Annotated in this window: 21 protein-coding genes; 6 read left to right on the forward strand and 15 right to left on the reverse strand. The window is 67.5% G+C overall.

Going from position 1 to position 23153, the window contains the following annotated elements; genetic code table 11:
- Positions 1-27: 27 nt before the first annotated feature.
- Positions 28-792 carry an N-acetylmuramoyl-L-alanine amidase family protein gene (locus tag RSO01_RS04470; protein WP_170302843.1) on the reverse strand — a complete coding sequence of 255 codons (765 nt, stop codon included), beginning with the start codon at positions 790-792 and terminating at the stop codon, positions 28-30.
- A 546-nt stretch (positions 793-1338) separates the two neighbouring features.
- Here RSO01_RS04470 and RSO01_RS48365 point away from each other — a divergent pair.
- Both RSO01_RS48365 and RSO01_RS04480 read left to right on the forward strand, forming a co-directional pair.
- Positions 1339-4218, forward strand: coding sequence for an Rne/Rng family ribonuclease (locus tag RSO01_RS48365; protein WP_147146625.1), 2880 nt, complete (start codon positions 1339-1341; stop codon positions 4216-4218).
- A gap of 73 nt (positions 4219-4291) precedes the next feature.
- Positions 4292-5251: a Bug family tripartite tricarboxylate transporter substrate binding protein gene (locus RSO01_RS04480; RefSeq protein ID WP_147146627.1), complete on the forward strand. Its 960-nt coding sequence runs from the start codon at positions 4292-4294 to the stop codon at positions 5249-5251.
- Positions 5252-5366: 115 nt separating this feature from the next.
- Here the strand turns inward: RSO01_RS04480 and RSO01_RS04485 are convergent, their stop codons facing one another.
- The 3 genes from RSO01_RS04485 to RSO01_RS04495 all read right to left on the reverse strand — a co-directional run bounded on the left by RSO01_RS04485 (position 5367) and on the right by RSO01_RS04495 (position 8376).
- The gene (locus RSO01_RS04485; RefSeq protein WP_373867871.1) at positions 5367-6449 is read right to left on the reverse strand and encodes a TRAP transporter substrate-binding protein; all 1083 of its coding nucleotides are present in this window, start codon (positions 6447-6449) and stop codon (positions 5367-5369) included.
- A 96-nt stretch (positions 6450-6545) separates the two neighbouring features.
- Positions 6546-7328, reverse strand: coding sequence for a 3-hydroxybutyrate dehydrogenase (locus tag RSO01_RS04490; protein ID WP_147146631.1), 783 nt, complete (start codon positions 7326-7328; stop codon positions 6546-6548).
- A 10-nt stretch (positions 7329-7338) separates the two neighbouring features.
- A complete protein-coding gene (locus tag RSO01_RS04495; protein ID WP_147146632.1) occupies positions 7339-8376 on the reverse strand; it encodes a LacI family DNA-binding transcriptional regulator in 1038 nt (345 codons plus the stop codon).
- 55 nt (positions 8377-8431) lie between these two features.
- Here RSO01_RS04495 and RSO01_RS04500 point away from each other — a divergent pair, with 55 nt between their 5' ends.
- Positions 8432-9325, forward strand: a complete 894-nt coding sequence (locus tag RSO01_RS04500; protein WP_147146634.1) for an NAD(P)-dependent oxidoreductase — start codon at positions 8432-8434, stop codon at positions 9323-9325.
- A gap of 170 nt (positions 9326-9495) precedes the next feature.
- Here the strand turns inward: RSO01_RS04500 and RSO01_RS04505 are convergent, their stop codons facing one another.
- The 5 genes from RSO01_RS04505 to RSO01_RS04525 all read right to left on the reverse strand — a co-directional run bounded on the left by RSO01_RS04505 (position 9496) and on the right by RSO01_RS04525 (position 14493).
- Complete coding sequence (locus tag RSO01_RS04505) at positions 9496-10794, reverse strand: MFS transporter (protein WP_147146636.1); 1299 nt, start codon at positions 10792-10794, stop codon at positions 9496-9498.
- Positions 10795-10975: 181 nt separating this feature from the next.
- Positions 10976-11656: an acyltransferase family protein gene (locus tag RSO01_RS49415; RefSeq protein WP_170302844.1), complete on the reverse strand. Its 681-nt coding sequence runs from the start codon at positions 11654-11656 to the stop codon at positions 10976-10978.
- A gap of 37 nt (positions 11657-11693) precedes the next feature.
- Positions 11694-12161, reverse strand: coding sequence for an acyltransferase family protein (locus RSO01_RS49420; protein WP_147146640.1), 468 nt, complete (start codon positions 12159-12161; stop codon positions 11694-11696).
- A gap of 119 nt (positions 12162-12280) precedes the next feature.
- Positions 12281-13324 carry an acyl-CoA dehydrogenase family protein gene (locus RSO01_RS04520; protein WP_170302845.1) on the reverse strand — a complete coding sequence of 348 codons (1044 nt, stop codon included), beginning with the start codon at positions 13322-13324 and terminating at the stop codon, positions 12281-12283.
- Positions 13325-13335: 11 nt separating this feature from the next.
- Entirely contained in the window at positions 13336-14493 is a 1158-nt protein-coding gene (locus RSO01_RS04525; RefSeq protein ID WP_218037240.1) for an acyl-CoA dehydrogenase family protein, read from the reverse strand.
- Positions 14494-14569: 76 nt separating this feature from the next.
- Between RSO01_RS04525 and RSO01_RS04530 the strand changes: the two genes are divergently transcribed.
- Positions 14570-15046, forward strand: coding sequence for a YybH family protein (locus RSO01_RS04530; protein ID WP_147146646.1), 477 nt, complete (start codon positions 14570-14572; stop codon positions 15044-15046).
- A 79-nt stretch (positions 15047-15125) separates the two neighbouring features.
- On the opposite strand, the gene RSO01_RS04535 is transcribed toward RSO01_RS04530, so the two are convergent.
- The 6 genes from RSO01_RS04535 to RSO01_RS04560 are packed head-to-tail and all read right to left on the reverse strand — an operon-like array spanning position 15126 to position 20940.
- Entirely contained in the window at positions 15126-15563 is a 438-nt protein-coding gene (locus RSO01_RS04535) for a RidA family protein (protein WP_147146648.1), read from the reverse strand.
- Positions 15560-16519 carry a lysozyme inhibitor LprI family protein gene (locus tag RSO01_RS04540; protein WP_147146650.1) on the reverse strand — a complete coding sequence of 320 codons (960 nt, stop codon included), beginning with the start codon at positions 16517-16519 and terminating at the stop codon, positions 15560-15562. The genes RSO01_RS04535 and RSO01_RS04540 overlap by 4 nt, the downstream gene beginning before the upstream one ends.
- A complete protein-coding gene (locus RSO01_RS04545) occupies positions 16500-17501 on the reverse strand; it encodes a DUF3298 domain-containing protein (RefSeq protein WP_147146652.1) in 1002 nt (333 codons plus the stop codon). The genes RSO01_RS04540 and RSO01_RS04545 overlap by 20 nt, the downstream gene beginning before the upstream one ends.
- Complete coding sequence (locus RSO01_RS04550; protein ID WP_147146654.1) at positions 17498-18397, reverse strand: lysozyme inhibitor LprI family protein; 900 nt, start codon at positions 18395-18397, stop codon at positions 17498-17500. The genes RSO01_RS04545 and RSO01_RS04550 overlap by 4 nt, the downstream gene beginning before the upstream one ends.
- Complete coding sequence (locus RSO01_RS04555; RefSeq protein ID WP_147146656.1) at positions 18394-19545, reverse strand: pyridoxal phosphate-dependent aminotransferase; 1152 nt, start codon at positions 19543-19545, stop codon at positions 18394-18396. Before RSO01_RS04555 ends, RSO01_RS04550 begins: the two co-directional genes overlap by 4 nt.
- A gap of 6 nt (positions 19546-19551) precedes the next feature.
- Positions 19552-20940, reverse strand: coding sequence for a gamma-glutamyltransferase (locus tag RSO01_RS04560; RefSeq protein WP_147146657.1), 1389 nt, complete (start codon positions 20938-20940; stop codon positions 19552-19554).
- Here RSO01_RS04560 and RSO01_RS04565 point away from each other — a divergent pair.
- Both RSO01_RS04565 and RSO01_RS04570 read left to right on the forward strand, forming a co-directional pair.
- Positions 20924-22297 carry a M48 family metalloprotease gene (locus RSO01_RS04565; protein ID WP_170302846.1) on the forward strand — a complete coding sequence of 458 codons (1374 nt, stop codon included), beginning with the start codon at positions 20924-20926 and terminating at the stop codon, positions 22295-22297. The two genes, RSO01_RS04560 and RSO01_RS04565, sit on opposite strands and share 17 nt — an antisense overlap.
- Before the next feature lie 13 nt (positions 22298-22310).
- Positions 22311-23093 carry a DsbA family protein gene (locus RSO01_RS04570; protein ID WP_170302847.1) on the forward strand — a complete coding sequence of 261 codons (783 nt, stop codon included), beginning with the start codon at positions 22311-22313 and terminating at the stop codon, positions 23091-23093.
- The last annotated feature ends 60 nt before the right edge of the window (positions 23094-23153 follow it).

A 23153-nucleotide genomic window follows, 5' to 3' on the forward strand; every position in this document is an offset into this window, starting at 1 on the left:
GGCAGCAACGGCGAGCGTGAAAGAAAGTTACGCCTTTCTTGTGGCAATTCCGGCACCGAAGTGCGCATCGACCGATGCCCGCAGTGCCCGTGCCAGGGCAGTCTGGTGCTGGCGCACCGTCAAAAGCTTCTCGTCCTGTGGATTGGACAGGTAGCCGAGCTCGACCAGGGCGGCTGGGATATCGGGCGAGGTCAGGACGGCAAAGCCCGCCTGGCGATGGGTGCGCGGCAGCAGGCGCACGCCACTGCCGGCGAAGGTTCGCACGATGGTGTCGGCGAGACGCCGCGAATCATTGACCGTGCCGCGCTGGCTCATGGCCACCAGGGCACGCGCGACATCGTCCGGCTGGTCGGACAGGCGCACGCCGGAGACGACCGCATCAGCGCGGTTTTCGCGCGCCGCCAGCGCTGCCGCCTCGCGGTCACTGGCATCCTCCGACAAAGTGTAGACCGAAGCGCCGCGCACATCGGAATCGGAATGGGAGTCGGCATGCAGGGACAGGAAGAGGTCGGCCTTGGCCGCCTGGGCGCGTGCCACGCGCTCGCGCAACGGCACGTAGGCATCGAACGTCCGGGTGAGCAGCACGCGGTAGCGGTTGCCGGCCAGCAATTCCTTCTGCAGCTCGCGGGCGATCGACAGCACCACGGTCTTTTCCTGCGTGCCGCGCACGCCGAGCGCGCCAGGGTCGCGGCCACCATGGCCGGGATCGAGGAACACCAGCTTGGGTTTGGGCAGCGGCGTCGGCTTGGCGATCGACTTCTTCGCAGGCGGATTGGCCCACACGGCAGGCATGCCCAAGCCAAGGGCAGTCAGACCGGCCAATCCGGCAATGACATTTCTGCGGTAGGGAGCGGCCATGACGACAGCCAGCTTAATGAGGGGGAGAGGCAATTATTGGTTTGATATGTTCAACCAAATACAGAAGAACGGAAATAATTTCAAGAAAATTCAACTATTTAACGCCCAATACTCACCTTCCCCAACGTTTTGATTGTGACGGCCAACCGAACCCCGTATGTTGCGTCTCGCGAGCAGTCGCCGTCGTTCGAGGCGCCCTCCCCAGGGATGGTGCGCTCCGACGGCAGTCTTCTAAGCCGGGCTGGCGCCCCACATGTGATGGGAGCGGCGGGCCTGCGGAGGGACTGTCAGGCAGGCGGTGGCTATAGGAAACCCGAGGTCGGCAGGACCCAGTTGTGGTCCGGCGGCGCGATGCTTCCCCGTCTTGGCCTGAAGTTGGCCGTTCGGCGGGTCGATGGCGCACCGTCCCCCTCGCCCCAAGGAGGCGGCTTGGCCGCCGGTCGCTCGCGCCGGTAGGGTCCGAACGCCTCGGAGCGAGCCATGGCACGGCGCATGCTCATCGATGCGAGCCACCCCGAAGAGACCCGGGTGGTCGTCGTTGATGGAACACGACTGGAAGAATTCGATTTCGAGACGGCGACCCGCAAGCCCCTCAAGGGCAACATCTATCTCGCCAAGGTCATCCGCATCGAGCCGTCGCTACAGGCGGCGTTCGTGGAGTATGGCGGCAACCGCCACGGCTTCCTGGCCTTCTCGGAAATCCATCCCGACTACTACCAGATCCCCGTCGCCGACCGCGAAAGGCTGATAGCCGAGCAGCACCGCCTGCAGGCCGAAGCCGAGGACGACGAACCGCGCCGCCGCGACAGGATCGACCGCACCGACATCGAGGAAGTGCGCGAGGACAATCGCATCGAAATCCCGGCGGAGTCCGTCGCCAGTGAGCCGCCGGCCAAGGTGGCCGTCGAGGCCATCGCCAACGCCGAGGATACGGGCGACCGCCCGGTCGCCGACCAGGCACCGGCCGAATCCCTGCCGCCCGCGATCGTCGGCGAGCCCGAGCCCCCAGCTCAGCCTGCCGTCCTGCCTGCCGCCATCGTCAGTGAGCGCATCGACGGTCCCGCCGAGACGACGGCAGACGCCGAGCCGCAGCCGATCGCCACGCCCGCCGAGACGCCGGACGCGCCGCCGGCCACAGTGTACGCCGAGGCTGCCGCCGAGACTCCGGTCGAGACATCGGACGATGCGACCGCCGAGGCGCCCACGGATATGCCCACGGACATGGCCGACGCGCCGCAGCCCGAGGTGACGGTGGAGACGCTGGGCGGCGACGACGTGATCGAGCAGCGTGAGACGCGCGAGCGTCGCCGCCGCAATCCGATCCGCCAGTACAAGATCCAGGAAGTCATCAAGCGCCGGCAGATCCTGCTGGTGCAGGTCGTCAAGGAAGAGCGCGGCAACAAGGGCGCCGCCCTCACGACCTACCTGTCGCTGGCCGGCCGCTACTGCGTGCTGATGCCCAACGCCGGCCGTGGCGGCGGCATCTCGCGCAAGATCTCCAATCCCGCCGACCGCAAGCGCATGAAGGAGGTCCTGAGCGAGCTCGACGTGCCGCAGGGCCAGGGCGTGATCCTGCGCACCGCGGGCCTCGAGCGCAGCACCATCGACATCAAGCGCGACTACGAATACCTGTCGCGCCTGTGGGATTCGATCCGCGAGATCACCATGCGCTCGACGGCGCCGGCGCTGATCTACGAGGAAGGCGACCTGATCAAGCGCTCGCTGCGCGACGTCTACGACACCGACATCGCCCAGGTGCTGGTCGAAGGCGAGGCCGGCTTCGACGCCGCGGCCGCGTTCATGCGCCAGCTGGTGCCGCACCAGGCGAGCAAGGTCGAGCTCTACAAGGAGCCGATCCCCCTCTTCCACCGCTATCAGGTCGAGAACCAGTTCGACGCCATGCATTCGCCGGTCGTCCAGCTGCGTTCCGGCGGCTACATCGTCATCAATCCGACCGAGGCGCTGGTCGCCATCGACGTCAACTCGGGCCGCTCGACCAAGGAGCGCAACATCGAGGAGACGGCGCTCCGGACCAACATCGAGGCGGCCGAGGAGATCGCCCGCCAGGTGCGCCTGCGCGACCTCGCCGGCCTGATCGTGATCGACTTCATCGACATGGAGGAGACGCGCCACCAGCGCCAGGTCGAGCACAAGGTCAAGGACGCGATGCGCCACGACCGCGCCCGCATCCAGATCGGCCGCATCTCGGCCTTCGGCCTGCTCGAGATGTCGCGCCAGCGGCTGCGGCCCTCCCTGCTCGAGCACTCGACCGAGACCTGCCCGCATTGCGCCGGAACCGGCCGCATCCGCTCGATCGAATCGGCGGCCCTGCATGCGCTGCGCACCATCGAGGAAGAAGGCGTGCGGCGGCGGGCGGGCGAGATCATCGTCAGCGTGCCGCCCAACGTCGCGCTCTATCTCCTGAACCAGAAGCGCCACACCCTGTCGGAGATCGAGAGGCGCTACGGCTTCTCGGTGACCATCGAGGCCGACGACGAGCTGCATGCCGCCGATTGCGAGATCGAGCGCGTGCGCAGCCGGCGCGACGACCGCGAGCGGCCGGGGCCGGAGCTGGCGCGCGCCTCCTACGAAGAGGTCTCGGAAGAGGCGCAGGCCGACGAGGCCGATGTTGGCGAGGACCGCGAGGCCGGCGAACGCATCGACGAACGCGGTGAGCGCGAGGATGGCGACCGCGAAGGCGGGCGACGCCGCCGCCGGCGCCGGCGCCGCCGCGGCGGCCGCCGCGACGAGGACGGTGACAGCGATCGTCCGCAGGCCATGGGCTCGGAGGATCAGGCCGATCAGGCCGATGCCGGACATGGCACCAACGGCGCTGCCGACGAGCTGCACGATCGGCAGCACGATGAGCCGCACGATGGCCCACACGGCGAGCGCGACGAGGAACCAGTGGGCGATGCGCACGCCGATGGCGAGGGCGAGCGCAGCGAGGAACGCGCCGATGACCGCGACGGCGGCGATCGCCGCCGCCGTCGCGGACGCCGCGGCGGACGCCGCCGCCGGCGCGAGAACGGTGAAGGCGAGTTCAGCGATCATCAGGGTGGGGAGCACGGCGAGGCGGCGGTCGTTGCCGCACCGCTACCGATCGAAGGCAACCCCGTCGAGCACATGGCGGAAGGCCACATGCCGGTCGAGCACGCACCCTATGATGCCTCGGCGCCTGTTGCCCCGCCGGTGAACGTCGAAGCTGCACCGCCACCGCCGCTTGAACCGCCGGCGCCGCCGATCGTGGTGGCCGCGGCCCCGCAGCCCGAGCCGCCGCCTCCTCCGCCACCGCCACCCGCGGTGCCCGTCATCGACGCCCCGCCGGAGAAGCCCAAGCGCGGCTGGTGGCGTCGGTGAATCATTGGAGCGCGGACCTCCAGGTCCGCATCATGATCATGAGCGGACCTGGAGGTCCGCGCTCCGGAAGACCATGAAACGCCGGTCACTTCTTCTCAGCGCCGCAGCCCTGCCGTTCGCCGGCGCCGCCCGCGCCAACAGCTTCCCCAACGGCCCGTTCCGCATCATCGTGCCGTTCGGCGCCGGATCGGCCACCGATCAAGGTGCGCGCAACGTCGCCGAGGGGCTGAACCGCATCTTCGGCGTGCCGGCCGTCGTCGAGAACAAGCCGGGCGCCAACGGCGCCATCGCCGCCGAGGTCGCGGCCAAGGCCAAGCCGGACGGCCAGACGATCTTCGTCTGCTCGAACACCGCGGCGGCGTCCAACGTCGCGATGATGAAGTCCCTACCCTACGACCCGCTGAAGGACTTCGAGGCTGTGACGCTGATCGGCCGCGCACCGGTGTTCCTGATCGCCAATCCCAAGGTCGAGGCGACGACGGCGCAGGAGTTCGTGGCGCTGTGCAAGAAGCAGCCGGGCAAGGTCAACTTCGGCTCGGGCAGCGCCTCGACGCGCATCTCGGGCGAGCTCCTGAAGGCCAAGGCCCAGATCGACATGGTGCACGTGCCCTACAAGAGCACGCCGGCAGCGCTGCAGGACACGATGGCGGGCCATGTGCAGATGTGCTTCGCCGATCCCGTGACCTCGCTGCCGCAGGTCAAGGCGGGCACGGTGCGTTGCCTGGGCGTCGGCAGCCGCGGCCGCTACAGGCTCACGCCCGACATTCCGACCCTGATCGAGCAGGGCGTCCCCGATTTCGAGCTGATGACCTGGACCGGCGTCATGCTGCCGGCCGGCGTTCCGCCCGCCGTCTCGGCGACGCTGCGCGAGGCGATCGTGAAGATCATCAGCGAGCCCGCCTACGTCGAGCGCCAGGCCCAGGGCGGCTCGGAGATCACGCCGACGACGCCCGAGGAGATGCGGCGCATCCAGATCACGGAGATCGAGCTCTACCGCGAAATGATGAAGATCGCCGGCATCGAGCCGGAGTGATGCTGGGGGCGCGCCACTCCAGTGGCGCGTCTTCTCATGCTCTTTTGGACCGCCGGCTTCCAGCCGGCTCATGACTTATGAGGCCGGCTGGAAGCCGGCGGTCCGGCAAGAAACTCTAGCGCTGCGGGTCCGTGCGATAGACCGCGAGCTCGGCGCGCGTGTCGGCGATCGAGAACCAGCGATGCTGGTCGGCGCGGAACTGGCGCCAGTTGGCCAGGATCTTCTTGAACTGCTCGTTGCCCGCGGCCTCCTCGTCGAGCACCTGCTCGAGCGCGCCGCGCAGCGCCTTGATGACGTCCTCCGGCAGCACCGAGAGCTGCGTGCCCGAGGCGACCAGGCGGGCGATCGCCTGGGCGTTCTTGGCGTCGTACGACGCCAGCATCTCGGTCATGGCGTAGTTGCCGGCGTAGCGCAACGCCGCCTGGTAGCGCGGCGGCAAGCTGGCCCACGGCTGCTTGCCGACCATGATCTGGTTGACGGCCTCGAGCTCCATGACGCCCGGCGTGTAGTAGTACTTGGCGACCTTGTTGAAGCCGAGCTTCTCGTCGTCGTACGGGCCGACCCATTCGCAGGCGTCGATCGTGCCGCGTTCCATCGCCGGATAGATCTCGCCGCCGGCGATCTGCTGCGGCACCGCGCCGAGCTTCTGCATGACCTTGCCGCCAAAACCGGCGGTACGCATCTTCAGGCCCTCGAAGTCCTTCGGGCTTTTGATCTCCTTGCGGAACCAGCCGAACATCTGCCCGCCGGTCTGGCCGGCCGGGAAGGCGACGACGTTGAAGCTGTCATAGACCTCGTCCATCAGCTTGCGGCCGTCGCCGAACATCATCCAGGCATTGTGCTGGCGCGGCGTGAAGCCGAAGGGCAGCGAACCGTCGAAGATGAAGCTCGGATTCTTGCCGATGTAGTAGCCGGTGTAGGTGTGACCGGCTTCGACGGTGCCGTTGGACACGGCATCGAGCACCTGCAGGGCAGGCACGATCTCGCCGGCGGCGAAGACCTGGAGCTGGAACTTGCCGTCGGTCAGCTCGCCGACAATACGGGCGACTGTCTGGGACGCGCCAAACAGCGTGTCGAGGCTCTTGGGGAAGCTCGTGGTGAAACGCCACTTCACGATCTCGTTGGTCTGCTGGGCGAAGGCGGGCGATGCGGCGAGCGTGGCGAGCGCCGCGGCAGGAGCGAATTGTCGGCGGGTGATGGTCATTGGCGTGTCCTCCTTCTTGTTATCGGAAAGTCTAGGCCGGCAGATTTGGTATCGCTACCAGAAAGTTGCACGACGACTGTCACAGCAAAACTAACTGGCGCTCCAACCACCGTCGATCGGGATGGCCGAGCCGGTGATGTCCGCACCGGAAGGTCCGCACAGCAAGGCGACCAGGGCGGCGACGCGCTCGGGTGCCACGAACTTGCCCGATGGCTGGCGCGTGGCGAGGAAGGCGCGCTCGGCGTCCTCGCGCGACTGGCCCGTCTTCGCCCTCTCCGCCTCCAGCCGGCCCTCTATGTTGGGTGTCGGGACGGTGCCGGGACAAATGGCGTTGCAGGTGATGTTGGTGCGCGCCGTCTCGAGCGCGATGGCGCGCGTGAAGCCGATCAGCGCGGTCTTGGTGGTGACGTAGTCGACGCGGTTCGCCGCGGCGAACAGGCCATAGACCGAAGAGACGTTGACGATGCGGCCGAAGTCGCGCTCGCGCATGCCCGGCAGCGCCAGGCGCACGGTGTGGAAGGCCGACGACAGATTCACCGCCAGCGCACGGTCCCAGTCCTCCGGCTTGAACTGTTCGATCGGCGAAAAATGGCGGATCACCGCGTTGTTGATCAGCACATCGACGCCGCCGAAGGTCTTGCGCGCTGTCGCCACCAGATCGTCGATCTCAGCGACGTCGGCCACGTCGGCGCCGTGATGGATCGCGCGCACGCCATGCGCGCTCTCGAGGCTGCTGCGCCGGCTCTCGATCTCGTCCTTCTCGCCGAAGCCGTTCATCACGATATTGCAGCCCTCGGCCGCCAGCCGCTCGGCCATGGCATAGCCCAGTCCCTGGGTCGAGCCCGTGATCAACGCACATCGGCCTTTCAGCATGTCCTCTCCTTCAGGTGCTTTCGCGTTGGACGATCTCGAAGCCGACATCGATCCTAACCTTCTGGCGCGAAGCGCCGCGCAGCCGGTTGACCAGCAATTCGGCGCTGCGCCGGCCGATGTCCTGGCGCGGGATGCGCAGCGTCGTCACCGTCGGCACGGTGTGGCGCAGCAGGTCGAGGTCGTCGAAGCTCGCGATGGCGATACGCCCGGGCACGGCCCAGCCGCGCCTCTGGCATTCGAACAGCGCGCCGACGGCCAGAACGTCACCGGCGAAGAAGCAGGCATCGATGTCGGGATGGGTCTGCACCAGGCGGACCAGCGCGTCGGCACCCTCGGCGAAGCCGCCCGGCGCCTCCATCACCAGGCCGGGATCGGCCGGCAGGCCGAGTTCCTTCAGCGCGGCGAAGTAGCCGCGGCGGCGCTCGCGCGAGCGGTCGTTGTCGCGCAGCGGCAAAGTGACGAAGCCGATGCGCTTGTAGCCGAGCCGGCCGAGATGGCCGGTCATGGCGCGCGCGGCATCGAAGTTGGAATAGCTCACCGCCATGTCGATCGGCTTGGCCGGCAGGTTGCCGGTCTCGACCACCGGTATGTCGGTGCGCGCCAGAAGCTCGCGCAGCCGCCTGGAATGGGCGGTGTTGTGCAGCACCAGCCCGCAAACGCGCTGCGCCAGCAGGGCGGAAACCAGCGCCTCCTCGTCTTCGAGGCGATGGCCGGAGTTGGCGATCATGAGGTGCAGGCCATTGGCGCGCGCCACGTCGGAGATGGCCTGGACCATGGCGGCGTAGAGCGAGTTGCGGATCGACGGCACCACCAGGCCGACCACGTTGGTGCGCTTGGACGACAGGCTGCCGGCGATGCGATTGGGCAGGTAGCCGAACTGGCGCACCGCGGCGTCGACCTTGCGCCGCATCTTCTCCGATACGCTGGGCGGATCGGAGAGCGCGCGCGATACCGTCATCGGCGAGACGCCGGCATGGCGCGCGATGTCGCTCATGGTGATCTCGCCGCCGCCGTTTCGCGCCTTGCGGCCGTTGGCCTTGCCGGCCATCCCTGCCCTCCCTATAGGTTGGTAGCGATACCACAGAACGCGTGGAGGAACGACAATGGCTGATCTTTTGGGCTTCGTCGGCGTCGGGCGCATGGGCGGGCCCATGGCCAGCCGCCTGCTCGATGCCGGCTATCGGCTGTGCGTCTACGACGTTTCGGACGAGGCGACCGCGCCGCTGGTGGCGCGCGGCGCCGAGCTCGCCGCCTCCCCCGCCGAGGTCGCCTCGACGGCCGAGACGGTGTTCATCAGCCTGCCGACACCGGACGTGGTCCGCGAGGTGACGCTGGGCAGCAACGGTGGCCTGATCAACGGCTCCAAGGTGCGCACGATCATCGACCTGTCGACAACGGGTCCCGGCGTGGCGACCGAAGTGGCGGGCAAGCTCGCCGAACGCAAGATCGCCTTGGTCGATTCGCCGGTGAGCGGCGGCGTCACCGGCGCCAAGGCCGGCACGCTCGCCGTCATGGTGTCCTGCCCCATGCCCACCTATCAGAAGCTCGAGCCGGTGCTGAAAGTGTTCGGCAAGCTCTTCCATGCCGGCGAGAAGCCGGGGCTGGCGCAGACCGCCAAGCTCGCCAACAACCTTCTGGCCGCGACAGCCTTGGTGGCGACGTCGGAAGCGATGGCCATGGGCGTCAAGGCGGGCCTCGACGCCAAGGTGCTGATAGACATCATCAACGCCTCGAGCGGCCGCAACAGCGCCAGCCAGGACAAGTTCCCGCGCGCCATCCTGCCCCGCACCTTCGACTTCGGCTTCGCGACCGGCCTCTCCTACAAGGACGTGCGGCTGTGCGTGGAGGAAGCCGAGGCGATGGGCGTGCCCATGGTGGTAGGCGGCGCGGTGCGCGAGATGCTGGCGGTAACCCGCGCCCGCTTCGGCGCAGCCTCCGACTTCACGCACATCGCCAAGGTCCTGGAGGAATGGGCCGGCGTGGAGATCAAGGGGTGATGGCCACTTCTCCTCCCCCGTCTTACGGAGGAGGTCGGGAGGGGGAAGGCAACAAATCCCCCGCATGACCATTGCAGATCATGATCTGAAACGATCGGGAGCACGACTGAGGCTCTCCCCCATCCTATCCTCCCCCGTATGACGGGGGAGGATCGTTCTGCCTTATCGCGTCAAGGCGCTTCCGCCGCCTTCAGAGTCTCGAGGTCGGCGGTGAGGATCTTGCCCTTGGTCTCGGGCCCCAGCGCCACCGCGAGGATCACGATCAGCAGGAAGACGATGGTGCTCACCATCATCGGCATGGCGAAGCCCATCTTCTGCTCAATCGCGAAGTAGCTGATGACCGGCGCCACCAGGCCGCCCCAGATCGCGCCCTGGTGATAGACGAAGCCCGAAGCCGTGGCGCGCACCTCGGTCGGGAAGCGTTCGCTGAGATAGCTCGGGTTCTGGCCGTAGATCGAGCCGCCGAACACGCCCTGCAGGATGAAGCCGAACACGATCCACAAGGGATCGGTCGTCCATAGGTAAAGCGGCGTCACGAAGACGGCGATGACGCAGGGCACGATGATGGCGGGCCGCCTGCCCCACTTGTCGGCGACGGCGCCCCACAGGCCGGAGCCGGCGAAGACGACGATATTGGCCCAGAACAATGGCGTCGCCACCATGCCGGGCGTCCAGTTCAGCTCCTTCTGCAGGTACGTCGAGAACAGCGCCCAGATCGAGTAGTAGACGCAGAACGCGGCGCCCATCCACAGGCAGCCGGTCAGCGTGTTGTAGATGTGCTTGCGCGTGAAGATGGTGAACAGCGGCGTCTTCACCTCGGCCTTCTTCTCGGCCTGAAGTCGCTTGTTCTCGACCCACACTTCCGGCTCCTTGACGTAGAACCGGATCCACACGACCACCAGCGCCGGCAGGATGCCGATCCACAGCAGGCCGCGCCAGCCGATGTGCTCGAAGAGCAGGCCGTAGGCCAGCGCCGACAGGGCGAAGCCCAGGCCCCACGAGCCCTGCAGGATGCCGCTCATGAAGCCACGCGAACGAGCGGGCCAGGTCTCCATCGCCAGCGCCGCACCGGCCGGCCATTCCGCGCCCATGCCGATGCCGAGCAGCGCCCGGAAGAACAGCAGGAAGTAGAATGACGGCGAGAAGCCCGCGATGAAGTTGCAAATCGAATACCACAGGATGGAGATCATCAGCGGCGTCTTGCGCCCCATGCGATCGGCCATCCAGCCGGCGGCGGTGGCGCCTACCAGACGCAGCCACAGGGTCAATGTGAAAACGATGGCGACCGCGGTGATCGGGACATCGAACTCCTTGGCAATCGGCACCATGATCAAGAGGAAGATGGTGAAGTCGAACGCATCGAGCGTCCAACCGAGCCAGGCGGCGATGTAGGCGTACCACTGGTCCTTGGTGGGTTCCTTCCACCAGGGCACGGTCGACGGCGATGTGGGCGTGACGGACGCGGACATCTGCTAAACCTCCCATGTTTGTTATGAGGTTTACGCGTAGATACTCCGACTATGGCTACTGACGCCGCGCCATGCTGCGCCGCTCGCCGCTCGGGAGCAATCGCTACAGCTGCACACCTAGTGGTCCAGGCTGTGATCTTTGCTCGAGCGCGTTTTCGGCAAGCAGAACGTTATGGAGGTCTCAGCCCGCCATGGCGACGGCGGCGCGAGGGACACTGTCGCGGCCGCGGCCGGCGATCCACTTCCGCATCGGCGTTTCAACCTGCCGGAACACAACGACCGACACGAGAACGACGAAGCCGAAGTACAGCAGGAAGTGCAGCCACGGCGCCAAGCTGAGTTCGGGCACCCCGGCGATCAGCGTCTCCCAGCAATGGCGCAGCGGAATATGGAGGATGTACATCGAGTAGCTGGCTTCGCCGAGAAGCAGGAAGATCGGCAGCGTCAGCAGCTTGACGGAGCTGCCTGCGCCGGCGCCACCGAAGATGACCAGCGCGAATATCGGCACGAGCACCGTAGCGCTGCGCATCCACGACGGCAGCAGCCAGGCGCCGGCGAAGATGAGCACGAGCAGTCCCACGCCGACGCCGAGCATCGCCGAATGAAGCCTCGGAGACAGCCGCCGACCGGACAGAAAGAGACGAGCCAAGGCCATGCCGAAGACGAGCAGCGGCAGATGCAGCAGCGGGAAGAACGTCGGCACCAGCCAGTGTGCCTTGCCGCCCATGCCGGCAAACGACATGAATGCGATGCGGTACGTGCCGGTCAGCGCGATGAGGACGTAGCTTCCGGCCAGCAGCGCCATGACCGGCCAACGCGCAAGCGTGCGCACCAGCAAAGGGAACAGCGCATAGACAGGCACTCCACGGACAGTGACCAGGCCGGAAAGTTCCACAGCGTCACATAGGCCGGCCACCTGCCTGCAGGAAAACCACGACCGACGCCAGGCCGACGGCGATCTTCCAGTCCGACCAGTGCGACTGCGCCACGACCTGCGTGACGATCGGCAGGGCGAGAAGCAGGCCCAGGTAGTAGGCCGGAGCGATGCGCGCAAACCGCAGACGCCAGAATCTGGTGGCGCTCACATTGCACCCGGCGCGCCCGTTCTCGCCGGTATGGACATAGGCAAGGATGAAGCCGGACAGCACGAAGAAGAAAACGACCGCCGAGTAGCCGCCAGACATCAGGCCAGAGAGGATACCCACAGGACTCGACCATGCGGGCTTCGTCTGCGCGACATGGAACGCCACGACCTCGGCCGCTGCGAAGAAACGCAGGGTTGTCAGGATGGGAAGTGGCGGACGACTTGTTGACTGTCCCGGACCGGCGGCATCACGTTCCATAGGACGGCTAAATGAACGCGACACGGACGCGGCCTCCGACTCAAAGCTCCGCACACCCCGAGTGCATGTTCGACGTCGAGTGTCAGAAGATCAACGTCGCCAACCGTATCAAGTATGTCGATCGCCAACGGAGCCGCCCTGCCCTATGCCGCGTATTTGCTGGCGCTGAGCGAGGCCCATAGCGCTTCGGGTCCGGCCTTGGCGTAGGCGGCGCCGATCTTGTCGCCCCAGAAGGTCTCGCTGCCGAAGTCGCGCCGCCACACCCAGAGCCGGCGCGTATAGTGATGCAGGATGTGCTCATGGGTGAAACCCATGGCGCCCATCGACTGATGCGAGATGGCGGCGATTCGTTGGGCAAAATCCGAGGCCTGGCTCTTGGCCGCGGCGATGGAGAAGCGACCGCCGTCGACCAGCCCGCCTTCGTCGGCATCGCGCGCCGCGGCCTCGGCCGAGGCGATCGTGGCCGCGACGTAGCTCGCAAGCTCGGCCAGCATGTGCTGGATGGCCTGGAAGGTCGAGATCGGCCGGCCGAACTGGACACGCTGCTTGCAATATTCGACGGCGGTAGCCAGCACCTTGTCGGCGGCGCCGGCCATCTGCATGGCGCGCATCACGGCGGCCAGCTCGTAGGCGCGATCGGCGCTGACCGGCGAGGCGCCGCTGAACTCGGCTGCGGCATTGTCGAAGCTCACCGTGCCATAAGGCTCGCCGGCGTGACTCGGCGTGTCGTCGATCCTGGCATTGGCTGCAGCGACGACAGCCAGCGTGCTGCCGACGACGGTGACGAAGCGATCGGCCACCGAGGCGAAGGGCACGCGCTCGATCTTGCCGCTGACGCGACCGCCGCTCAGCGTCAGGTTGCCCAGCGCCAACGTCGCGGGCCCGGGCCTGGGCTCGCTGCCGGCCGCGGCGATCAGCAGGTTGGCGAGCGACGTCTCGGCGAGCGGCACGGGCACGGCATGCGAGCCGGCCAGCCGCAGCAGCGCCAGCATGTCGGCCAGCGTGCCGCCGGCGCCGTTCTTGTCCTCGGGCACGGCGATCAGCGGCAGGCCCATCTCCTCGATCTCCTTCCAGAGATCGGCGGGCCACACGCCCTTCTCCACGTCGTTGACGACGGCGCGGCCGCAGCGCTCGGTGAAGAAGCGGTCGGCGGTCTCGAGCAGCATGTCGCGGGTTTCACGATCCATGATCATCTCCCTCAGCGCAAACCCAGCCCGCGCGCGACGATGCCGCGCAGGACCTGGGTCGTGCCGCCCTGGATGGTGTAGCTCGGCGCCATCATGGTGGCGTACTGCGCGACGTCGAGGAAATCGGCGAGATCCTCCTCGGTCGTGGCGTCGGACTCGGCGATGGCCCGGGCGATCTCGGGCAGGTCCTGCTGGTAGATCGTGCCGAGATCCTTGACCAGCGCCGCCTCGATCGCCGGCGACTTGCCGCCCTGCATCATGCCGGCAACGGCGACCGACATCTGGCGCAGCGTCCACAGCCGAGCGATCAGTCGGCCCAGGATCGACGAGGCACGCTTGGCCGGCTGGCGGCCCAGCACGCGCACCAGCTCGCGCAGGATGTAGAAGTTCTGCATGAAGCGCTCGGGGCCGGAGCGCTCGAAAGCGAGCTCGCTCGTCACCTGCAGCCAGCCGTCGCCTTCGTTGCCTATGAGGCAGCTCTCGGGGATGAAGGCATCGGTGAAGGTGACCTCGTTCCAGTCGTGGCGGCCGGCGAGGTTGATGATCGGCCGGATGGTGACGCCCGGCGTCTTGAGATCGACCAGCAGCTGGCTCAGCCCCTTGTGCCGATCGCCGTGCTGACCCGAGGTGCGCACCAGGGCGATGCAGTAGTTGTTGCGATGGGCGCCCGAGGTCCAGACCTTGGTGCCGTTGACGCGGAAGCCGCCGGGCACCGGCTCGGCGCGCGTGCGCACCGAGGCGAGGTCGGAGCCCGAATCGGGCTCGCTCATGCCGATCGAGAAATAGCATTCACCGGCCGTGATCCTGGGCAGGATGGCCTGGCGCTGCTCCTCGCTGCCGAAGCGCAGCAGCAGCGGGCCGGACTGGCGATCGGCCACCCAGTGGGCGCCGGCGGGCGCGCTGTTGCCCAAAAGCTCCTCGGTGATGACGTAGCGGTCCAAAAAGCTCCGCTCGCTGCCGCCATATTGCTTGGGCCAGGTGATGCCGATCCAGCCTTTCTTGCCCAAGGCCTTGCTGAACTCCGGCGAGAAGGTGTTCCAGCTCGCGAAGCGATCCTCCGACTTCACCGTCGGCAACGTCTCCTTCAGGAAGCTGCGGACCTCGCCACGCAGCGCCTCGGCCTCTGCGGGCAGATGGAACGGCGGGAATTCGAGCTTGGGAATGGACATCGTCATCTCGGCGGTTGGATGCTTCCTCTCTGTCGGCTAATCCTAAGGCAGGCAACCGGGGAGTTTCGAGGGACGAATGCCGCGCCGGCCACCGCGCCTGCCGCCACTCTTGGCGGAATTCGACGACGAGGAGCGCGAGGCCGTGCTGGCCGCCAACCGCGCCTTTTACCGCGCCTTCGCCGAACGCGACGTCGCCGGCATGGACCAGATCTGGGCGGCGACCGGCGCCATGGTCTGCCTGCATCCCGGCCAGGCGCCCTTGCACGGGCGTGCCGAGATCCTGGCGAGCTGGCGCGGCATCCTGCGCCATCCCGAATCGCCCAAGGTGCGCTGTGTCGGCGAATGGGTGATCGGCCGCCCGGGCCTCGCCATCGTCGTCTGCCGCGAGATCCTGCCCGAGGGCCAGCTCATGGCGACCAACACCTTTGCCCGCCAAAGCGACGGCTGGCGCATGATCGGCCACCATTCCGGTCCCGTGCCGCCGATCGAGACGGGGCAGCCGACGACAACGGCGTCAGCCGCCGCGCCGCGCGATAGGCGGAAGCTGCATTAGGGAAGTGCGGCGCACGCACAGGAGCGGCCACGGACCTCGTCCCTTGCCCACCCTTCGAGACGCGCGCGGCGCGCGCTCCTCAGGGTGAGGTTTTGGTGGTGCCCGAATCCAGGAACACGACCGAGGGCTCGACCTCGATCAGGAACTGTTCGTCGGCGAGGCTCGTCACGCCGATCCAGGTCGCGCAGGGCGGGTTGTCGCCGAACTTCGCACGAAGCGCGGCGCTGATCGCCTTGCCCTCGCCGATGTGGCTTTGCCTGATGTAGAGGCTGAGCGCGCCGACCTGATCGAGCGTCGCGCCGACCGATGCCAGCGCTGCCGCAAGGTTGTCGAGGCTCTTCTCGAGCTGGCGGCCGACATCGCCGGGTCCGACGATGTTCTGATCGGCGTCCCAGGCAACCTGTCCCGACACATGCACCGCGCGGCCAAGCGGCGTCGACACGACAGCGACCTGTGCGAAACCATATTGGCGGCTGTCGAACAGCTCGGCGGGAACGACCAGGGACCGGCTCTTCATCGCGGGACAGGTCCATCGACGCGCAGCAGCGACCGAAGCCGGTCGTAGGAAATCTCCACGGTGTAGGGCCCGCCCTCATACTGGTTGAAGGAAAGTTCCAGGCGATCCTCGAGGAACACGTAGCGGTTCGGCTGCTTCAGTATGTCGGACAGGTTGGGCGTGTTGATGTCGGCGCTGACGATGCGCATGAGCTCCCTGAGCCAGTTCGAGGTCGGCAGGAACACGCCTTCCGGGCCGACCGACTTGCCCGTGCGCAGGTCGACAAGCATGCCGCTGACGCCAATGATGCCGTGCGCGCCGCCTTCGTAGGCGTTGTAGGCGATCTTGACGGAGACGGCGTTGGGGCCTGGCCTGTAGAGCGTAAAGGCCTGCTCATACCGCCACGCCGGGCCATTGTAGTTGCCGCCGTCATTGTCGGTGTCCGGACCGGGAACGGCCCGGTCGGCACCCTCGCCGGCGCTCGCGGCGAGCTGGCGGTTCACAGCGCCGAAGTCGACCGTGCCGCCGTCGAACTGCGGATAGCTCGCGTCGACGATGTAGGGGATGCCGCGCACCTTGGCGGCCTTCACGATCGCCTGTTCGCTGATGAAGGGATAGGCACCCTCGCCCAGCCATTCGAGCTGCGCAATGCGGTCGCGGTCGCGCGACTCCAGGCACTCCTCCATCTCCGACGGCTCGACGACGCAGGCCGCAGCCCGGTTGGCGAGCCAGCGGATCTGATCGGCCAGCAGGTGTTCCTTGGCAGCGCCCGTGAGCTTGCCGGCAAGTGCCGCGTAGGCGATGGCCATCTTGCGGTCGGCGGCGGCAAGCTCGGGCTTGGCGCAGATCGCGCGCTCGATCGTCGTCGCCGCCTTCGAGCAGTCGACGCGCGACGTGCCCTGCGCCAGAGCGGCGCCGGCCAGCGTCAGGAGCAACGCGCCGGCAAGGGCGCAGCGGTCAGCGAGCGATCGGACCATCGGGGCGCAGGATCGGCTTCAGCCTGTCGTAGGGAATATCGACCTGATAAGGGCCGGCGGCATAGGGCCCGACATCGTAGGCATTGAAGATGACTTCGAGATGCTTGTCGGTCCAGCAATAGCGATTCGCCTCGCTCAGCAGCTTGGCGAGGCTGGCGGGCTGGAGCGCATCTTCGAATCCGGGATTGTCGACGAACTGCTTCTTGAGGTCGGCACCGACGAGCTGGGTCATGAGCCGCAGCCACTGTTCGCCCGCCGTGAACACGCCGTCCGGTCCGATCACCTTCCCGCTGCGCAGGTCGACCAGGGTGCAGCGTGTCGCGCCATAGCCGTGCGCGCCGCCGCGATAACTGTCGAAGCTCAGAGAAATGGTTGCCGCCTGTCCGCCCGGCGGCCGCTCAACGGTGAAGCCCTGCTCGTAGTACCATTGCTGCTCGCGCTCGGAGCCGTCGGCGGCCTTGGGAGTCGATTCATCGGCGATTTTGTTCGCGGCATCGGCGAAGCGGGCGTTGACCGCGGAGAAATCGACGTTCGCGCCCTCGAAGCGCGGATAGGTGAGATCGTACGACCAGGTGATCTTGCCGAGCTTGCCCTGCTTCGCCAGCGACCGCTCGCTGATCGCGGGATAGGTGCCCTGGACGTAGGCCCGCAGGTTCTTGATGCGCGATGTGTAGCGGTTCTTCAGGCAGTCCTCGATGCTGTCGGAATCGCTGCGGCAGGCGCGATTGCGGTTGGCGACCCAGCGCACCTGGTCCTTGACCAGGTCGTCCTTGGCGGCGCCGTTCAGCTTGTTGAGCAACGCGGTGTAGGCCGCCACCATCTCGCGGTCGGCCTTGGCGAGCCCGCCGTTCTTGCAGATGGCGTGATCGATGGTGTTGTCGGCCTTGGCGCAGTCGAAGCTCGGCCGCTCCTGCGCCAGGGCCGCGCCGCCGGCGCCGAGCACCAGCAGCATCGCCATCACGGGCTTCGCCAAACCGATCATCGCTGCAAACTCCTGAGTGGACCATCGGCGCGGAAAATATCCTTCATCGCGGCGTAGGGTATGACGACCTCGTAGCCTTTCATACCACGCTCGGTCGCCACCTTGTTCAGCGACAGCACGAGCCTGTCGTTCTCGAACATATAATCCTTCCAATCGACCTCGCGCATGACCGAGGCGATGTCGCCACCCACGCCTTTGCGGCCGCCATCGGGAGGATCCTTGGCGAGTTCCTGGCGGACGAGCTCGGCCAGGCGGTGGCGCCAGCCGTCGCCAGGCGTGAAGACGTCCTGCGGCTCGAGCAGCCTGCCGGTGGAAAGGTCGACGAGATAGCCGGCGAGATCGATATCGATGCTCGGGCCCACCCACTCGCGCCAGAACGTCACCGAAGCGACCGAGGGCGCCAGCCGGTAGAGCGAGAAGGTCTGGGTGATCTCGCAGTTGCGGCCCGTGTCGATGGCGTCGAAGAGCGACGTCTGGGCCAGCCCGGAGAAAACGCGATCGGCCGCGGAGAAATCCTGCGACGGGCTATCGAAACGGGGATAGGCGATATCGACGAGGTAGCGACCGCGCGGTCCGTTGCCGGACTGCACGATCGCCTGCTGCGAGACGAAGGGATAAGGGCCTTCGGCGAAAACCTCGATCAGGCTCGCGCGCTGGCGGTAGCGGAGCTCCAGGCACTCCGCCTTGCGCGACGGCTGGACGTCGCAGGCGCGAAGGCCGGCACGCCAGCGCGCCTGATCGGCTTCGAAATGCACCTTGGCCGCGCCGTCGAGCTTGTCGGCCAGCGCGGCGTAGGCGCCCGTCATCGCCCGCTCGGCTGCTCCGACCTTGTCGTCGGCCGCGGCCGTTGCCATCCACAGGGAGAGCGCGGCCAGTACGGCCGCGACCGGCTTCACGGCCGTCTCCAGGCCTTGAGCCGGCGCACCGCCTCCTCCATCTCGGCGGCGGAGCCCGCGAAGGAGATGCGCAGCGTGCCCGCACCGCGCGCGCGGTCGAAGTCGACACCCGGCGTCGTCGCCACACCCGTCTCGGCGAGCATGCGCTTGCAGAAATCGCGGCTGTCGTTGGTGAGATGGGCGACGTCGCAATAGAGATAGAACGCACCCTCTGCCGGGGCGAAGCGGTCAAAGCCTGCTTCCGGCAGTCCGGCCAGCAGCAGATCGCGGTTACGTCGGTAGCGGCGCACATGGCCATCGAGCTCGCCGCGGCAGTCGAAGGCCGCCAGCGCCGCATGCTGGCTGAGCGTCGGCACGGAGATGAAGAAATTCTGCGTCAGCCGCTCGATCGGCCGCACCAGCTCCTGCGGCACCACCAGCCAGCCGACGCGCCAACCGGTCATGGAGAAGTACTTCGAGAAGCTGTTGACGACGATGGCCTCGTCCGAGACCTCGACCGCCGACGCCGTGTCGCCCTCGTAGACGATGCCGTGATAGATCTCGTCGGAGATCAGGCGCACGCCGTTGTCGGCGCACCAGCCGGCCAATGCCTTCATCTCGGCATGCCCCACCATGGTGCCAGTGGGATTGGACGGGCTCGCCACGATCAGGCCGTCGATGCGTCCCGCCTTCTTGAGCGCTTCAACGGTGGGCTGGAAGAGATCGGCGGCCGAGGTCGGCAGGTCGACGGCCTCGAGATTGAGCGCCGTCAGGATGTTGCGATAGGCGGGATAACCCGGTGCGGCGAGCGCAACGCGGTCGCCGGCATCGAAGCTCGCCAGGAAGGCGAGCGGGAAGCCGCCCGACGAACCGGTCGTCACGATCACACGCTCGGGCGACACCTCCGTCCGGTAGGCCTCGCGATAGTGCCGTGCGATGCGCTCGCGCAGCGCTGGAATGCCGAGCGCCGCGACATAGCCGATGCGGTCGCTGTCGAGTGCGGCGTGCGCGGCGGCCAGTGCCCCCTTGGGCGCCGGCGTGCTGGGCTGGCCGACTTCCAGATGGATGACGGTGTCGCCCGCCGCCTCCTTCTCGGCAGCGGCCGCCATGACGTCCATGACGATGAACGGATCGACCGCACCGCCGCGTCGCGAAAGCTTGCCCGACATCGTTCGTCAGCGCGCGGTCAGCGCCAATCCGGCGCCGGCCGGATCGATGGCGCTGCGGCAGCTCGAGCCGCCGCCGCGCAGCCCCGACGGGCAGGCGATGGCGTTGACCCAGCCGCCCTGCCCGCGCCGTGAGGTGAGGACATTGGCAAGCGGCTGGTCCTGCTCGATTGTCGCGTAGGCCACATAGCCCGTGGCCTGCGCAGCCGTCGCCGCTCCACCGCCGGCGCCGACGAAGGTGAACTCGCCGTTGCCCGGATTGGCGATGATCACCGGACTGACCGAGCCGCCCTGCGGCGATGGCGCGCCCAGCAGCACGCCGGCGCCAGGCACGACGGCGCGCGCGCCGAAGGTCTGGCCCATCGACAGAGCGCAGGCCGCGGCACCCGCCTTGCCGTCGACAGCAGCGAGGCCCGCGAAGCCGCCGGAATCCGTTGGCGTCGGCCCACTCGGCGCCTGCCCCTTGAAGCCGGCCAGTGCCGAGGCACCGGCGGCCGGCGCCGGCGCGACATAGACTCGGCGTCGCATGCCATAGCTCTCCGTCATCGGCGCGCCTGCCTGCGGCACCGCGGCGCGCAGCGCGTCGACAGTCAGGGCTCCGCCCAACTGCTCGGACATCGTGCGCGCAAGCTGGCCCTGGAAGAAGTCCGCGCCGCCGCGCTGTCGGATGCTGGCCAGGGTGCCGGCGAGGTCGGGCTGGGTGAGCGTGCTGCCTTCCGTCAGCGCACCGCCGCCAAAGGCGCGACCACCCATCATCCCGCCGCTGGCCTGAAAATCGCGCGCCAGGGCGCGCGATACCGGCACGCCGAAGCGCGCCAGCCGCTCGGCCGGCGCCACTGTCGCCTCCCAGCGCAGCTGGCCGTGACGGACATGCATCAGCGTGATGGCGCGCACCCCCGAGGGCACGGTGAAAGGCTGGCCGGCGACCGTGCCGGGCGCGGTGATCGGCGGGAAGACGAAGGCTTCGGCCGCCTTGGTCTTGTCGTTGTGGACAATGCAGGCGCCCGAGGCGCCGAGGCTAGCCGCCGACGGCAAGGTGACGGCCATGGCGAAGTACATGGCGACCGCGGCGTCGGTCGCATTGCCGCCGGCCAACAGGACATCGCGGCCGATTTCTGCGGCACGGCTCTCGTCGGCGGCAACGGCGGAGAACGGGGCATTGACGCTATCGGCAACGATGCGGGAGAGGCCGCCCCTGCCCGGCGACATGCCGGCGGGATTGGCGGCCTGAGCGGCTGACTCGGTATCGCGGTCCGTCTCACTTCTGCCACATGCAGCCAGCATGAACAGGGCGGCCAGCGCCAGGGCGTGCCGCACCGGGGGGGTGCGCGATTGACGCGGCCGCTTTGCGTTCATAGCCTGCCCAGAGACCGTGCCGCCCGTGTTCAAACGCATCATCACCCTCTTCTCCCTTGCGCTGTTCGCGCTGGCGCCGTTTGGTGCCGCGCGCGCACAGCAAGGTCAACGACTCAATCTCATCCGCGACGCCGAGATCGAGAACAATATCCGCGCACTCACTGTGCCGATCTGGCGGGCGGCCGGGCTCGACCCCAACGCCATCGAGATCATGATCGTCCAGGACAACTCGCTCAACGCTTTCGTGGCGGGTGGCCAGCGCATCTTCATCAACACCGGGCTGATCATGCGGACTGAAACGCCGAATCAGCTGATCGGCGTCATGGCGCATGAAAGTGGCCACATCGCCGGCGGTCATCTCGCCCGCATGCAGGAGGAGCTGCGCAACCTCACGACCCTGCAGATCCTCGAGGCGATCCTGGGTGCGGGCGCCATGGCGGGCGGCGCCGTGTCGGGCAGCGGTGTCGGACGCGGCTCAACCACCAACGCCGGCGGGCCGCGGGCGCCAGGGTCGCTGATGGCGTTTCTGCACTACACCCAGACGCAGGAAAGCGCCGCCGACCAGGCGGCCATGAGCTATCTCCAGCGCACCGGCCAGTCGCCCAAGGGCACGATCGAGTTCCTCAAGACCCTGCAGCGCGAGGAGCGCATGCAGATCGCCCGGCGCGATCCCTACCTGACGACCCATCCGCTGACGCCCGAACGCATCAGTGCCTTCGAGCAAGCAGCGGCGCAGTCGCCCTATGTCAACACGCAGGACACACAGCAAAACCTCAACATGCACCATCGCATGGTGGCAAAGCTGATGGGCTTCATCTCACCCGAGACGGCGTTGGCAAAATTCTCCGAAGCCGACCCCTCGGTGCCGGCGCGCTATGCCCGCGCCATCGCCTGGTACCGCAAGGGCGCACTGGGCTCGGCCCTGCTCAGTATCGACAGGCTGATCAAGGAAGCCCCGAACGATCCCTACTTCCACGAAGTGCGCGGCCAGATGCTGTACGAGAACGGCCGCTCCGCCGAGGCGGTGATCTCGTACCGCAAGGCCGCCCAGCTCCTGCCGAGCTCGGGGCTGATCAAGATCGACTTCGCCCGCGCCTTGCTCGCCACCAACAACAGCGACAACGACCGCGAGGCGGTGCGCAACCTCGAGCTCGCCTCGCAGCAGGAGCCCGACAGCTTCGACCTGTGGCGTATGATGGCCGAGGGCTATTCCAAGCTGAACAATCCTGGCATGACTTCGCTGGCGCGCGCCGAGATGGCGGCCCTGCGCGGCAACAAGTCCGAGGCGGCGACCCATGCCGACGCCGCCACCCGGCAGCTCCCGGCCAACACGCCGGCCTGGCAGCGCGCCCAGGACCTCAAGGCCTATATCAACACGCGGCCCAAAGGAGGCCGCTAGTTCGGAGATTCTCATGCGTTGGCTCCCCTTCACTGTTTGCGCCGGACTGGTCCTCGTCGGCGCCGTGGTCGCGGCAACGGCGACATCGCCGCGCCGGATCGCCGCCGCGCCGGCCGGCTCGGCCATGCCGCTCACCGCCGACCAGGCCGCCCTGGGCAAATCCATCCGAGCTTACCTGCTGGCCAATCCCGAGGTGCTGGTCGACGCCATGCAGGAGCTCGAGCGCAAGCAGGACAGCCAGCGCGACGCCGTCGCCCAGAAGGGCGTGTCGGAGAACCAGGCCGAGCTCTATCGCGACGCCGACAGCCCGGTCGGCGGCAATCCCGACGGCGACGTCGTCATCGTCGAGTTCAACGACTACCAGTGCCCCTACTGCAAGCGCGCCTACCAGGCCGTGAAGTCGGTGGTCGGCGCCGACGGCAAGGTCAAGATCATCTACAAGGACCTGCCGATCCTGGGCGAGGCCTCCAAGATCGCGGCCCAGGCCGCGCTCGCCGCGATCAAGCAGGGCAAGCATCAGCCGCTGCACAATGCGCTGATGGAATTCACCGGCAAGCTCGACCGCGACAAGATCCTCGAGATCGCCGTCGGCGTCGGCATCGATCGCGCCCAGCTCGAGAAGGACATGGAAGATCCCAAGCTGAAGGCGATCATCGACCGCAACCTGGCGCTGGCGAGCGCGCTCGGCGTGCGCGGCACGCCGGCCTTCGTGATCGGCAAGCAGTTCGTGCCCGGCGCCGTCGACGCCGCCGCGCTGAAGCAGCTGATCGCCGAGGCCCGCAAGGGCCAGGGGTGAGTCAAGGGAGCGCGGGCCTCCGGCCCGCTCATGTTCTTCCGGACCGCGCGCTTCCAGCGC

The sequence above is a fragment of the Reyranella soli genome, from assembly GCF_007992495.1.
Classification (GTDB): domain Bacteria; phylum Pseudomonadota; class Alphaproteobacteria; order Reyranellales; family Reyranellaceae; genus Reyranella; species Reyranella soli.